Source organism: Klebsiella grimontii (genome assembly GCF_042137965.1).
GTDB lineage: Bacteria > Pseudomonadota > Gammaproteobacteria > Enterobacterales > Enterobacteriaceae > Klebsiella > Klebsiella grimontii.
In genome coordinates this window covers 22,186-34,552 of the sequence record NZ_CP169722.1, presented here as the reverse complement: position 1 = coordinate 34,552, position 12,367 = coordinate 22,186, and the positions used below count along the sequence as shown (strand labels likewise).

The following is a 12,367-nucleotide window of genomic DNA, read 5'->3' as shown; positions in this document are numbered from 1 at the left end:
GGTTACCACCTTGAGGTCTCGGCAAAAAAACCAGGAGCAGTGAAGGCATTTCCGGAGGCGATTGCCTGCTGGCAAAGGTATTTACCCAGAGCCAGATCGAGCACGCCCAATCCAAACGGGCTGAAGATGGTCGGCTTATCCTGGTGTATCGGGAATCGGCCAGTCATGAGCCCGGCAAGCGTACCGTCGATAAACTTCCGATGCCGGACGCGTTGCTCTGCAAGATGAGGGGAAGTAGAGGCTTTTAGACAATGCTCAACGTCATCGCAGATATTATGTGACGCAAGGATCACATCTGGTGCGATATCCCTGAGTGAAATGTTAAGTACCTTCTGATGTGGTTTAAACGGCGTCTCCACATAAGGCGAACCGGCTGTGGTGGCAAAAACCACAATATCGCACGCCAGGGCGTCCTCCAGAGAGGTCGCGCCGCTATGCTGTCCCCCAGCGCGGAGGTGGTTTACCAGGTTGCGCGCTGAATCAGCATGCTGATCGTATACGGCAACGATGTTAACCATCCATTCCTGCTGGACAAAAAAATCGCTGATGGTTCTCGCGATCACGCCGGCGCCGACAAAACCGATTGAGGGGATTGTGCGTGACTGCCCGTTCATCCAGTACGCTCCAAGTACAGCAGACGCTGCCGTGCGGTAAGCACTGATAAGAGAGCTTTCCAGGCAGGCATAGGGATATCCTGTTGCCAGCGAATTAAGGATCAGAACGGCAGAGGCGCGCTGCAGGTTATGCTCAACATTTCCGGGAAAACTGGCAATCCATTTTATGCCGGCGGTTTCTTCCGGGTAGATAGCCGCAGGAAGGGCGATTATCCGGTTTGATGCGGAATCCTGGAACCGGAGAAAATAACTGTCCGGGTTTTCGGTATTCCCGTTGTCATGATGAAGATAGGTCTTCTTCACGATTTCCGTGACGACGGCGTGATGCTTACTCAGGTGTTCGGCAATAAACTCACCGCCGATGATGTGAAAGTCAGCCATGTTTATTCTCCTTCCAGACGGGTGACGGTTTCATCAAGCAGGCTGAAAACCCTGGAGGGGTCCTCGAGCACGGCTTTCATCCCGTCAAATCGTGCGTTGACCCATTCGTCGTTATAAATGGAATCCAGGTAACGCTCGCCTGTATCCGGTGAGATCACCACGCAGGTCGCATCGTTATTGAGTTGTCGGGCCATCGAGCAGAAACCAGCAAGCACAGTGCCGGTCGAGCCGCCGGCGAGCACACCATTTGTCCTGGCCAGCCAGCGGCACATACCCACCGCAGCGCGCTCATCAACCAGCAAACGATCGTGAAGGTGAGCGCTGTTAAAAATGGGCGGCATCTGGCTGGAGCCAAGGCCAGGGATAAACCGCTTGCCCGGAGGCTGGCCAAACGTCACCGAACCCAGGCTGTCAACGGCGATAATGCGGGTTTCCGGGGAATACTGATGAAAATAACGCGTACAGCCCATCAGGGTGCCGGTGGTTCCGGCGCCCACAAACAGATAATCAAGCCGTGGAAATGCACGGTGGATGGCTTTTGCCGTGGTCGCCGCGTGTGTTTCGGGGTTTGCCGGGCACGAATATTGATTCAACCAGATATACCGGTCATCTTCGTCTAATTTATCCCGAATGTAGTTTATTCTTGTACCGAGGTATCCCCCGTTATTATCTGTTTCAGTGACAGTGATTACTTTGGCGCCAAACGCTTCCATCATTTTGATATTATTGATGTTGGTGTTGGGATCAACGACGCAAACAAAAGGATAGCCTCGCTCCGCACAAATCAGACTTAGCGCAACCCCAAGATTACCCGAAGATGATTCAATTAATATGCTGTGGCTGTTGATTTGCCTTTTCTTTTCATAATAATCAACTAATCCAATCGCAGTTTTAAGTTTAATTGAACCAGCAGGGTTTAGTGATTCAAGTTTCATGTGTACATGATCGAATCCCAGCCCCCGAATATTGATAAAGTTAGCGTCGCCGACGCACTGAGAAATAGTATTCATAAGTCCCCTTACGCGGTTAGTGCGACGTGAGTGAAAGGTTTTTCATTGCGTAGTTCAGTCAATAGTTGTTCAAGTAAAATTTCCGCCCGAACCGCAACCATTGAAAATGATTGTGAATCACTGATGCCATGCGTTTTTTCAGATATGCCGTTCGCCAGTAAACACACTCCTTTTTCTGACTTAATATTTATCTGATATTCCTGGCTGACGACTATTCCTCCCTCTGAATTTCTTTCCAGCCACGGAATAAGCATGGCCAGTGAGGAAGGTAACGTCTCCTGGATGTACCCTGTACCTAAAACAATTCCATCAATATAAATATTATCTCTCTTTTTTGTATTTATATCCTGTATCGTAACGCTGTATCCGACACCCATTTTTTCAATGTCAACAATTTCACTGTATGTATGTAAAACTAGCCGTTGCTGGCCGGAAACTTCTCCTTCGTACAAATGCGAGTACAGCGCCTGGCTTTCATCGGCGTCCACCCCTGCGTAATTGACGGCACGGACATCACTCAAAACCTGCTCCCGGGTCTGTTCATCCAGGTGATAAAAGTAACGCGCCTGTTCAGGCAAAAACGCCAGATTTGGAAACTGACCTAACTGCCCTATCCGGAATCCGACGGATCGGTGAACAGAGTGGACCTGAATGTCCGGGCAGCGGCTCAGCAGATGGGATACGGCTTCGCCGGCACTTTGGCCAGAGCCGATAACAAGCCAGTGATGAGGTACGGGTCCCTCACCTTGTGTCATGTGCTGGAGATAAGAGGATGTATGGAAAACATTGCCGCCCATAACATTTTTAAAAACGTCCGGAATATTAGGTGTATTACCTGATGACAGAACGAGATGCTTTGTCGTGTATTCTTTTTCAGGTGTTTTGATTCGAAAGCCGGTTAAAACGCCGGATGAAACGACAGGCAATATTTCGGTTACCGGAGAATTATATTCAACAAACTCTTCGAGTTGCCCGGCAACCCATTTTATATAGTCAGACCATTCGGCACGACTCGCCGGCCTGCCGAGCAGACCAAATTTAAAAAGGCGATTTTTGTCTTTCAGATACATCGCAAACGAATAGGCGCTTTGTGGGTTGCGGGGTGTCACCAAATCCCGGAATAAGTGATGGTTGATATCTGTCCCCGGTAAAATAAAATTCCCATGCCAGGTGGTGTTGCTGTTTTTTTCGAAAAATCTCACGCGACCGGAAGAACGTATTGCGTTCAGTTCTTCACATTCATCAATAGCGCAAGCCAGTGCAATTCCGGCAGGGCCAAATCCAATGCAGGCAATATCAAGATCCCATTCTGTATGCGGCAGTTCTGATACATGAAGCATATGAATACCTCTCCTGTTTATTCGGAAATATTTACGGAATGACACTTTTGTTTATACAATAATGCTATGTTTCGTATTATTCGAAAGATAATGAGTTATTTGTATGCGTGCGTGTATATTTTCTCCGGAATCGAATGCTACCTTACCTCCTGGCGTGTCGAAACTTTCATTTATCAGTAAGTCAGTAATTCGTTCACGATTTAAACCATTCTGACTGAGTAAAGAGAGGGCTGAGATAGTCTCACTGGTATACAGTAATAATCCATGCTGGAAATGCGTCCTGCAGCTGAGCTGCATTTCCTGGTAGGTGCGCGATTTTTTTTCCCCTCCAGGGGGAAAACTGAATACAACTATTTCTCCGGGGGCCGGGATGTTGTGAAATAAGGCATCGGAATAGGCATCGTCCGTCAGGTATACCGGGATCTTCAGAGATGCAGAGCGAAGCGTTTTCAGAAATTCGTTGCTGGCTTTCAGGCGGCCGCAAAAGATCACCACCTCCGCGTCTTCCGGTAGTGTCACCCGCTCAACGGATTGTGTGACGAGCTGCGTTTCTATTTCTGCAGCCTGCTGACGGCCGTGCAAACTTTCATCGCAGAATAAAGCATAGCGATACACTGAACGATGAATAAGATGTTCAACGAGCTTACCCGCCAGCGTTCTGTCCGATGCACACACACGAAATGCCAGATCAGAGCGTTGAGTTAACGACGCACAGGTGGATGCAGGCAGGATCAACGGTATTGAATGTGCCTTATAAAGCGGAAGCGCTGCCGCCGCCGATTCAGATGCAAAGTGGCCCACCACAACATCGACGTTTTCGCGCACGAACGATTCTGCCGCATTCAGACCGCCGGCAACACTGGCATTATCATCATAAAAGACCCACTCTGCTGCGCGGGTTGCCGGATAAAGCTGCGCGCTCAGGTATATTCCCTGAAGAAATCCGCGGGCATGAATCGTTACTTCGGTGCGAAAAGCGGCCGTAAATCCTATACGCATATCCCCTCCGTTCGGGCAAACCGTCCCGGAGTAAAGAGCGTGGCCAGATCCCGGAATTGGTTCGGCTGGCTGACATCATTCAACCCGTCCAGGATCTGGTTTACGGCAATCATGGCAGCACCCGGGGCGAGCTTGAACCCCACGCCGTTAAACCCGGAAACGGTCATCACCCGCGGTTGCGATTGACTGAAACCGATAACCGGTCGACCATCGCGGGTCCACGAATCCCACGAAACAACCTGCTGCAGAAGCTGAAACCCCCGCGTATCGATCCCGGTATCGTCCAGCTTCTGGCGCAGCAGCGTTTCGCTGTCCTGACCGGTGCGGGGTAACCCATTCAGCGAGGAAGCGCTATGGCGCTCACTTCCGCCAATTTGAATGAGCGTTTTGCTCAGCGGCAAAACATAGGTGCTGGCGGGATACGAGATAACGGGCCTTTCAGGGGCACGATCAAGATACACGCGAGAAAAAGGGACAGTACGTGCGTAAATCCCTTCCAGAGAGCGCTCAAAAGGTCCTCCGGCGCCGCACGCATCCACCACAAACCGTGCCCGAATGACGGAAAGGTCGCCATGCAAATGGATATGGTCTGCAAAGAATTCCACCTTACTGATTTCCGTGCGCTCGAGTACGACGGCATGCTCTCGCACGTAACTGCACAGATCGGTGACGTACTTTCTGACCGCCGAAAAACCCCCCTCACAGTCTTTCAGCCTCAATACATCACCCGTCTCACTAAGCGGGACCAGCCCAGCCAGTATCTGTTTTCGTTCTTCTTCACTGAAAAGTGCTGATCCAGACAGCTGCGATCGAAAATGCTGGTACTGAGCTGAAGTGAGTTGTATTTCCACCCCTGTTTTCAGCCGGGATTCTTGCATGGCTCTTGTCACTACAGCGCTCCCGGGGACAAGCCTGGCCAGCGCCAGCAAAGCCAGATCCGGCTCATACTGACGAAAGATACCCCCGGACCAGGCGCTGGCTCCTGTCGATGCCGGCAACGCTTTTTCCAGCAGGATCACCTTTATCTGTCGCTCAGCCAGCATCGCCGCGATGGTGGCGCCGGTAGAACCGGCACCAATAACAGCAACATCAAATACAGTGTTCATGGTGCCGCTCCCCTGTCAGATTTCATACTCAACGGAGGTCGCTGATACCAGTTGCTGGAAAATTTCTTCCCGACTCAGGCCGGATGCCACCTGCAGCTTATGAGCCAGTACCGGAAAAATACTCTGTCCGGTAAAACTGAGTAACGCCACATACGGACGAATCGTGGCGCCCAGTGCGATACGGTCTCGGATAACATCCAGCACATCCTCGCAGATTTTAGCCAGCGCCTTCATCGAAAAATGGGTCGGAGAAGCCGCATGGTACCAGCGCTGCACGAATCGCCGGATAGCCTGCATATCCTGGGTCTGAAGATTAAGACTGTCGCTTTTCTCTGTCTCTTCCGCCAGACGTTCCTGGAGCTGCTCCGTCGTGGGTATAAAGGTCTGGTTACGCCAGGTCGTAAATTTGTCCAAATCGAATTCGGTTTCATGCTCTTCCGGGGCCAGAAGGGACAAATAAAACCGAACGCTGTCCTGATCGTAGTCTTTGACAATATCACGCGCCCAAATCGCGTAGTTGCGGCTGGTAGAAAGGGTCCCGCCCTTCAACGTCAGGAAATGGTTTGAGTAAAATTCCTGCTCAACACGATAACTTTCTATCGTTGAAAGCAGTACGGGATAGACAATCAGGTGACTGAAAGCACAGTCGTAGCCCAGAAAATGAATCATCTTACTCTGGTCGGACTGACAGAACTGCTCAAAGCGTTTTTCACCGTCCGGTGATCGATCCAGGAACTCCCGGAAAGCGGCAAGATACCCCGCCAGCCCCATAAACCAGGTATGAATACGTCGTGAGCCGTCGGCTTTTAAATCGAGGCCGCCGTCATGCGGGCGAGTGATCCCCCAGTCCTGCGGACCCAGGGCATACTCTTCCAGGAGGAACTGTGGCATAGGGTGTCGAAGGGATTTGGTACTGAACAGCTGTTTAAGAAAATTATGGTAGGCAGACAGCTGCAAAAATTCGCGTTCAACAGGAAGGAACGCCATGTCACCACCGCATAGCTTGCAGTAAAACAATTTCATTTTAGCGGCGTCAGGAGTATGCGCGCATCCTTCGCACTGGCTGGCGTCTGAGTTCACACCACAATGATTACACAGCCCACGACCAAATGCTTCGTAACCCCACTTATCGCAATGACTGCAGTAAGGTTCCTGAGTCGTTTTCGAGTAAATGGCGCCGGCATCACGGGCAGCATCATAAACCTGCGTCACCGCCTCCAGGAAATATCGGTTGTGTCGCGGCTGCATCCAGTTATCAACCTGAATACCAACCAGCGCCAGTGTTTCGCATATCTTTTGGGTATTCTCTTCTGCCAGTGCCTGGTGATTGCGATCCAGCTCGATACCCCGTCGCAACATATATGACTGATAGTCATCTGAGTATGAAACCAGTACACAATCGTGCCCCTGCTGCCGCTGAACGCGCGTAAAGACGTCAGCACCAAGAAAAGGGCCGGCAATGTGGCCAATATGCAAATCGCCGTTGGGTGTCGGTGGTGTAATCGTGACAAGAAAACGACTCATAATGTATCCCCTATTTCGGCGTGCTCTTTAAGAAAACCGTTGGCCGTATTTTCATCCCACCAGACAACGTAAAAATGAAAATCTTCGTCCGTGTCATTAATAACGTAGTGATCGGTGTGCTTCGGGATTGCAGCTATATCTCCCATCGTGAATGGAAATATTTCGTCACCCACTTTCAGTTTCGCATTCCCTTTTATACCAATGAAAAATTCCTGATCGATTTGCGTGTGGGATTGTGACTGAGTATGTGGACGAACCACGCACCACCCGGCGCCGATTGGGGTGGGATATCCTTCCCACGGCAGAAGACGTGAACCATCAAGATCATATTCGTGCACTAACGTATCCCACCGCATCGGGCGAAATATCTGAAAACCGGACATATTAGTTCCTCATGATTACTGAAAATAAATCACTGGGGCTTTTCTGAGTTAGAAAAAGTTAACTCAGGAATAAAATCTAATTAATGGAGGGGGTTTCGCAACTGATATAAATTAAACGATGGTTTAGGTTTACTAAACCATAAAGGAAACGCGAGCCTGTCAGAGGCTACCGACAGGCGGATCAGGCGGGGTATTCATTCTTGTCGGCGGCGGCAGTGGCCGAGATCCAGTCCCGGAACCGTCGGCTTATGCGTTGCAAAATCGCGGACTCGTCGTACACCAGGTAGTACGCGATCGGTGATTCGATGGCCACTCTCAGGGGATTAATGAGGGTTCCGTTTTTGAGTTCGTCCCGGACCAGCGCGCTGCGGATAAGTGCGATCCCCTTGCCTGCCAGCGCCGCTTCCAGAACGCCGTTTGAGTCGACAAAAACAGGGCCTTTATTCGTATCGGCACCCGGCAGACCCACAGCATTAAACCAGACTGCCCAGTCCATGCGATGCTCATCGTGTAGCAAGGTATATCGGGTAATATCAAGAGGTGAGGACAAGGGCTGCGTCTGAGGGATAAGACGCGGGCTACAGACGGGCCGCAGCCTGTCGTTCAGAAGACATTCAGATTCGAGACCAGGATAACGACCCAGGCCATGCCTTACCGCAAAATCTATCCCTTCTGACAATAAGTTTACCCGCCGGTTAGTGGTGCTGATTTGCACCTCCACCCCGGGGTTCTCCTTTTCAAATCCCGGGAGACGTGGCAGTAACCACTGGATCGCAAAACCACTGGTGCAGCTGATGGTTATCTTGTTCGGTTTACCTTCATTCATCAGCCGCTGTGTCGCTTCCTCTATCTGGCTGAACGCCGGTCGGATCGCGCGCAGATAGATGCGGGCTTCATCCGTCAGTTCCAGACTTCTGGGGCTACGGATAAAGAGCCGCATGCTGGTGATATCTTCGAGCTTGGCAATTTGCTGGCTGACCGCACTGGATGTCACGCACAGTTCTTCCGCCGCTTTTTTCATACTTAAATGTCTTGCTGTTGATTCAAAGCACATAAGTGCATGTAAAGGTGGAAGTTTCATAATCCGTCCGACTCTATGCATTAGTTTATCTTAATTATAAAAGAAAAACTTGTTTGTGTGTTTACTGACATACTCTTACAGTTTTTTTATGTTTAAGTTTTGTTAACTTGAGTCATATATACAACATTTTTCCTTTAATAAAAAGAGGTGTTGAAATGCGTATTGTAGACTATATCCGGCTAATACTGCTTGCCGCCATCTGGGGAGCCAGCTTTTTGTTTATGCGTATAGCGTCTCCGGAATTTGGGGCCATTAACACGGCATTCCTTCGTGTATTTTTTGGTTTTTTTGGACTTGCAATCATTCTTTTTGTTCTGAAGACACAATATAACTTTGAAGGGAAATTTAAATCTTCACTGATTCTGGGTGTAATTAATTCAGGATTGCCTTTTTTCATGTATTGCCTCGCTGCACGATGGTTACCTGCGGGATATTCTGCTGTACTCAACGCAACGACACCGCTCATGGGCGCATTAATTGGGTTCGCTTTCTTTAGCGAAACGCTGACGGCACGGAAATGGGGCGGCGTGGTGCTTGGCCTGGTGGGAATTATGGTCATTACCACCATCGGTGAATCACAGTCCACCAGTGAAACCCTCACCGGTGTCATCGCCTGTCTGGTGGCGACCGGGTGTTATGGTGTTACTGGTTTCCTGACGCGCCGGTGGATCTCAAATAAAGGCGGGCTTGATCCGAAAATCGTTGCCTTTGGCAGTCAGATCGGTGCCACGTTGTTTTTATTGCCCTTCTTTATCTGGAGCACTACGACCGGGCCATCGATTAACTGGCTGCAAGGAAACGTGTGGGCAAGCGTGGTAGCCGTCGGTCTCATTTGTACTGCCTTTGCCTATATTCTCTATTTCCGGCTTATCGCTGATATTGGCCCCTTACGTTCACTCACGGTTACTTTTTTAATTCCTCCCTTCGCAGTGTTGTGGGGATATCTGGCCCTGGGGGAAACCATTAACGAAGGATTTATTATCGGAGCGTTAATTGTATGCGTTTCCGTGTGGCTGGTTGTCAGTCCGGAAAAAGCGTCGACGGTCTTAAAGAGTGAAGCAACAAAATAATATTATGACTAATTAGTGGTGCTGCACAGTGCCGGGAGAGGGACTTTATGTCACACAATATTCCGCTATCTTCATTACGGACATTTATCGAAGTCAGCCGTCAGGGAAGCATGAAGCTTGCTGCAGAAAAAATGTGTATCACTACCGGTGCTGTCAGCCAGCAAATTCGCCATCTTGAGGAACAAATGGGGATCAAACTGTTCTCCCGACAGGGAAAACGCCTGATGCTGAGTATTCCCGGACTCAGCTTACGGGATGCGGTTGGACGCGGATTCGAAGAGATAGAAAACGGCTGGGCAAAGATTGTTCCGCCGGTTCAGAACCAGCTGGTCATTTCAGCGTTACCGGTCATTGCCTACCGGTGGCTGCTGCCATACCTGAACTCCTTTCAGCAACAGAACCCGCGGATCAGCCTTTCGCTGAGAGCCTGTCAGTCAGAAGAACAGCTAAAAATAGATAACGCCGACATCTGGTTAGCGTTGTCCATTTTTCCCGATGATAACCTGAGCTCTGTCCCGCTGTGGAAATCTGCGCGCATTCCTGTTTGCCATCCTGCATTGTTGAATGGCGCGACGATCACTCAGCCCGACCAGCTGCTTCAGTACCCTTTGCTGAAAAACATCAGCCTGAACTGCTGGAATGAATGGTTCGCGCTTAATAATGTAAAACGGGTCGCGGATTCGCGTGGCGGATGCTTTGACGATGAGTTTGGCCTCATCAACGCCGCCCTTTTACAACAAGGGGTCGCGTTAGTACATGAACAGTTTGTTCGTGCGGAACTGGAAAACGGAACCCTTGTCAGGCTTTTGCCGGACTTTCCCACCGCTTACAGTACCTGCCAGTTCATGTATCGTGAAGGAACGCGTCGTCACTGGATGGTTCAGCGATTTATGGAGTGGTTGACAGGTATATGTCATCAAACAGGCTGCTCTGAGACGCTTATAGTTCCGCCGCCGCGTACTGACTGTGAAGAGAAATACCGTGAAGCAGGATGAATATCAGTATGTTGCAGCATCCGGGACAGGAATCGGGCGGCCTGTACGCTAGTGTGAAAAAGCACTGAAGTGGCAAGACTGTTTTCTGTCGCAAATTCATGAGTTGGCCGAACATGAAACACCGTATTTTATGAGCATCCCTATGCCTTTAAATTCATCGCGGGAAGCACCAACCGCATATTTCTGTCGGTATCTCTCACCTCTTGGTGAAATTACGCTTGCCGCAGACGAGTATTATCTCACCGGTCTCTGGTTTGTCGGCCAGAAATATTATGCGGCTAATCACGCCCTGCCTTGTGTCACTGAGCACAGACTGCCGGTGTTCACTCAGATCCGGGACTGGCTGGACGCCTATTTTTCCGGTCTTGCCCCTTTGCCGAATGATTTACCACTGCAGCCCCGGGGCTCCGAATTCAGGCTCGCGGTCTGGCGCCGGCTGTGTCAAATCCCCTACGGCGAATGTGTCACGTACGGGACAGTGGCGCGGGATGTGGCGACAGTGATGGGAAAACCCGGCATGTCAGCCCAGGCCACCGGCGGTGCTGTCGGGCACAACCCCATTTCCCTCATTATCCCCTGTCACAGAGTGATCGGAAGCAATAACAGCCTAACCGGGTATGCCGGAGGGATCGCAAGAAAAATCCAGCTACTGAAGCTCGAGGGCGTCGATATCCGCTCACTGACGGTGCCGGCCAGAGGCACGGCTCTGTAACCTGATCCCGCCGCAGCAGTGAAGTCCTCTGAGGGGCTTCACTGGTATGACTACCGGGTAAGCGGTCAGGCATGGCCCGGTTTAAAAAGATAGGCTGACAGTTCTGCTGCGGTGATATCAAACTCAAGTTGCTGTATTAATTCGGCCAGTTTTTTCTCTGCCGTATCGCGGTCAATCTGATTCAATAAAATCTGAAGAGCGGCCTGTTTAAGCTCCGGAGGCAGATGTTCCAGGTCAATAACAATATCTCCGGAAATTTCCTCTTCCTGTGTTTTGAAAAGCCAGCCGTAGTCGGTGTGTTCAGAATTCATGTCTGTCATCTCCGTAACGGAAATTTTTCGGGATTATTTCACCCAGTCTTCCAGTATCAGGTCCGGCACCCGCTCAAATTCCCGCGTGTTATTCGTCACCAGGATGGCGCCGGCCGCAATGGCATGCCCAGCAATCGCGGTGTCGTTCGGGCCGATCGGCGTCCCGGCCAGCCGCAGCGCCACTTTGATGTCCGTCGTGGCGTCCACCGCGGCGCGATCCCAGGGCAGGACGGCATCGAGACGCGCGCAGAACGCCTCGACCAGCTGCACATGGCGCGGCGAGGCCTTCGGGCCGGTGGCGCCGAAACGCAGCTCCGCGTAGGTAATGGCGGAGATCACGATACGCTGGTTGCGCAGTACCGCCTGCGCCAGGCGCTTCAGTACGGCTTCCGGCTGCTCGCGCATGATGAACGAGCAGATACAGGTGTCGAGCATCCAGGTCTTGTTCATAAATCAAAACGTCCTTCGTCGCTGACAACGTCCTCGCGCTCCGCCATAAAATCCGGTTCGGCTTTTTCGAGCTGCGCGAACGAGCCCCAGGTCGGCCGGACGGGACGCAGGATGATACTGTCCCCTTCCCGGACGATCTCCAGCTCGCTGACGCCGTCAAAATCCAGGTCCCGGGGTAAGCGGATGGCGCGGTTATTGCCGTTTTTAAAAATCGAAACTGTGCGCATGGTTTTTCCTCATATGCTGAGTGTGCCAGGGAGTATTCCCACATAGGTGAAGTATATGCCTTCAGAACGGGTTTGTATATGTAACGCATATGCAGATGGTGAGTATATGCGTATGTCGGACCTATGCAGATGCCAGGCATATGGATATTCTTAGCATATCCTGC

At 50.8% G+C, this 12,367-nt stretch carries 14 protein-coding genes; 3 read left to right on the top strand and 11 right to left on the bottom strand.

The genetic code is table 11. From position 1 onward, the window contains the following. Window positions 1-2: 2 nt before the first annotated feature. The 8 genes from sbnB to gcvA form a co-directional block, all read right to left on the bottom strand. On the bottom strand, window positions 3-995 hold the full coding sequence (gene sbnB, locus ACE3MN_RS26960) for a 2,3-diaminopropionate biosynthesis protein SbnB (RefSeq protein ID WP_219717941.1): 993 nt from the start codon (window positions 993-995) through the stop codon (window positions 3-5). Window positions 996-997: 2 nt separating this feature from the next. Further along, window positions 998-2,005, bottom strand: a complete 1,008-nt coding sequence (gene sbnA, locus ACE3MN_RS26955) for a 2,3-diaminopropionate biosynthesis protein SbnA (protein WP_052698690.1) — start codon at window positions 2,003-2,005, stop codon at window positions 998-1,000. 8 nt (window positions 2,006-2,013) lie between these two features. Next, the gene (locus tag ACE3MN_RS26950) at window positions 2,014-3,345 is read right to left on the bottom strand and encodes a SidA/IucD/PvdA family monooxygenase (protein WP_224236452.1); all 1,332 of its coding nucleotides are present in this window, start codon (window positions 3,343-3,345) and stop codon (window positions 2,014-2,016) included. 51 nt (window positions 3,346-3,396) lie between these two features. Further along, entirely contained in the window at window positions 3,397-4,344 is a 948-nt protein-coding gene (locus ACE3MN_RS26945; protein WP_155553402.1) for an ABC transporter substrate-binding protein, read from the bottom strand. Beyond that, complete coding sequence (locus ACE3MN_RS26940) at window positions 4,335-5,450, bottom strand: NAD(P)/FAD-dependent oxidoreductase (protein ID WP_375364411.1); 1,116 nt, start codon at window positions 5,448-5,450, stop codon at window positions 4,335-4,337. The genes ACE3MN_RS26945 and ACE3MN_RS26940 overlap by 10 nt, the downstream gene beginning before the upstream one ends. Window positions 5,451-5,465: 15 nt before the next feature. Beyond that, window positions 5,466-6,974 carry a methionine--tRNA ligase gene (locus tag ACE3MN_RS26935; protein WP_155553404.1) on the bottom strand — a complete coding sequence of 503 codons (1,509 nt, stop codon included), beginning with the start codon at window positions 6,972-6,974 and terminating at the stop codon, window positions 5,466-5,468. Continuing rightward, the gene (locus tag ACE3MN_RS26930; protein ID WP_375364410.1) at window positions 6,971-7,357 is read right to left on the bottom strand and encodes a cupin domain-containing protein; all 387 of its coding nucleotides are present in this window, start codon (window positions 7,355-7,357) and stop codon (window positions 6,971-6,973) included. Before ACE3MN_RS26930 ends, ACE3MN_RS26935 begins: the two co-directional genes overlap by 4 nt. Window positions 7,358-7,538: 181 nt before the next feature. After that, on the bottom strand, window positions 7,539-8,438 hold the full coding sequence (gcvA, locus tag ACE3MN_RS26925; RefSeq protein ID WP_142446364.1) for a transcriptional regulator GcvA: 900 nt from the start codon (window positions 8,436-8,438) through the stop codon (window positions 7,539-7,541). A gap of 155 nt (window positions 8,439-8,593) precedes the next feature. Between gcvA and ACE3MN_RS26920 the strand changes: the two genes are divergently transcribed. The 3 genes from ACE3MN_RS26920 to ACE3MN_RS26910 all read left to right on the top strand — a co-directional run bounded on the left by ACE3MN_RS26920 (window position 8,594) and on the right by ACE3MN_RS26910 (window position 11,215). Beyond that, on the top strand, window positions 8,594-9,508 hold the full coding sequence (locus tag ACE3MN_RS26920) for a DMT family transporter (protein WP_375364409.1): 915 nt from the start codon (window positions 8,594-8,596) through the stop codon (window positions 9,506-9,508). 47 nt (window positions 9,509-9,555) lie between these two features. Beyond that, a complete protein-coding gene (locus ACE3MN_RS26915) occupies window positions 9,556-10,503 on the top strand; it encodes a LysR substrate-binding domain-containing protein (protein WP_142446365.1) in 948 nt (315 codons plus the stop codon). Between the two features lie 130 nt (window positions 10,504-10,633). Then, window positions 10,634-11,215, top strand: coding sequence for a methylated-DNA--[protein]-cysteine S-methyltransferase (locus ACE3MN_RS26910; RefSeq protein WP_227550542.1), 582 nt, complete (start codon window positions 10,634-10,636; stop codon window positions 11,213-11,215). 65 nt (window positions 11,216-11,280) lie between these two features. On the opposite strand, the gene ACE3MN_RS26905 is transcribed toward ACE3MN_RS26910, so the two are convergent. The 3 genes from ACE3MN_RS26905 to vapB are packed head-to-tail and all read right to left on the bottom strand — an operon-like array spanning window position 11,281 to window position 12,203. Further along, window positions 11,281-11,526: a hypothetical protein gene (locus tag ACE3MN_RS26905; RefSeq protein WP_142446366.1), complete on the bottom strand. Its 246-nt coding sequence runs from the start codon at window positions 11,524-11,526 to the stop codon at window positions 11,281-11,283. A gap of 33 nt (window positions 11,527-11,559) precedes the next feature. Then, on the bottom strand, window positions 11,560-11,976 hold the full coding sequence (locus tag ACE3MN_RS26900) for a type II toxin-antitoxin system VapC family toxin (protein WP_142446367.1): 417 nt from the start codon (window positions 11,974-11,976) through the stop codon (window positions 11,560-11,562). Next, the gene (gene vapB, locus ACE3MN_RS26895; RefSeq protein WP_142446368.1) at window positions 11,973-12,203 is read right to left on the bottom strand and encodes a type II toxin-antitoxin system VapB family antitoxin; all 231 of its coding nucleotides are present in this window, start codon (window positions 12,201-12,203) and stop codon (window positions 11,973-11,975) included. The genes ACE3MN_RS26900 and vapB overlap by 4 nt, the downstream gene beginning before the upstream one ends. Window positions 12,204-12,367 lie beyond the last annotated feature (164 nt).

Bases quoted from the DNA above. Each gene is read 5' to 3' on its own strand.
- ACE3MN_RS26910 (WP_227550542.1), top strand. From the start codon at position 10,634: ATGAGCATCCCTATGCCTTTAAATTCATCGCGGGAAGCACCAACCGCA.
- gcvA (WP_142446364.1), bottom strand. From the start codon at position 8,438: ATGAAACTTCCACCTTTACATGCACTTATGTGCTTTGAATCAACAGCA.
- vapB (WP_142446368.1), bottom strand. From the start codon at position 12,203: ATGCGCACAGTTTCGATTTTTAAAAACGGCAATAACCGCGCCATCCGC.
- sbnA (WP_052698690.1), bottom strand. From the start codon at position 2,005: ATGAATACTATTTCTCAGTGCGTCGGCGACGCTAACTTTATCAATATT.
- ACE3MN_RS26915 (WP_142446365.1), top strand. From the start codon at position 9,556: ATGTCACACAATATTCCGCTATCTTCATTACGGACATTTATCGAAGTC.
- ACE3MN_RS26940 (WP_375364411.1), bottom strand. From the start codon at position 5,450: ATGAACACTGTATTTGATGTTGCTGTTATTGGTGCCGGTTCTACCGGC.
- sbnB (WP_219717941.1), bottom strand. From the start codon at position 995: ATGGCTGACTTTCACATCATCGGCGGTGAGTTTATTGCCGAACACCTG.
- ACE3MN_RS26920 (WP_375364409.1), top strand. From the start codon at position 8,594: ATGCGTATTGTAGACTATATCCGGCTAATACTGCTTGCCGCCATCTGG.
- ACE3MN_RS26950 (WP_224236452.1), bottom strand. From the start codon at position 3,345: ATGCTTCATGTATCAGAACTGCCGCATACAGAATGGGATCTTGATATT.
- ACE3MN_RS26900 (WP_142446367.1), bottom strand. From the start codon at position 11,976: ATGAACAAGACCTGGATGCTCGACACCTGTATCTGCTCGTTCATCATG.
- ACE3MN_RS26930 (WP_375364410.1), bottom strand. From the start codon at position 7,357: ATGTCCGGTTTTCAGATATTTCGCCCGATGCGGTGGGATACGTTAGTG.
- ACE3MN_RS26905 (WP_142446366.1), bottom strand. From the start codon at position 11,526: ATGAATTCTGAACACACCGACTACGGCTGGCTTTTCAAAACACAGGAA.
- ACE3MN_RS26945 (WP_155553402.1), bottom strand. From the start codon at position 4,344: ATGCGTATAGGATTTACGGCCGCTTTTCGCACCGAAGTAACGATTCAT.
- ACE3MN_RS26935 (WP_155553404.1), bottom strand. From the start codon at position 6,974: ATGAGTCGTTTTCTTGTCACGATTACACCACCGACACCCAACGGCGAT.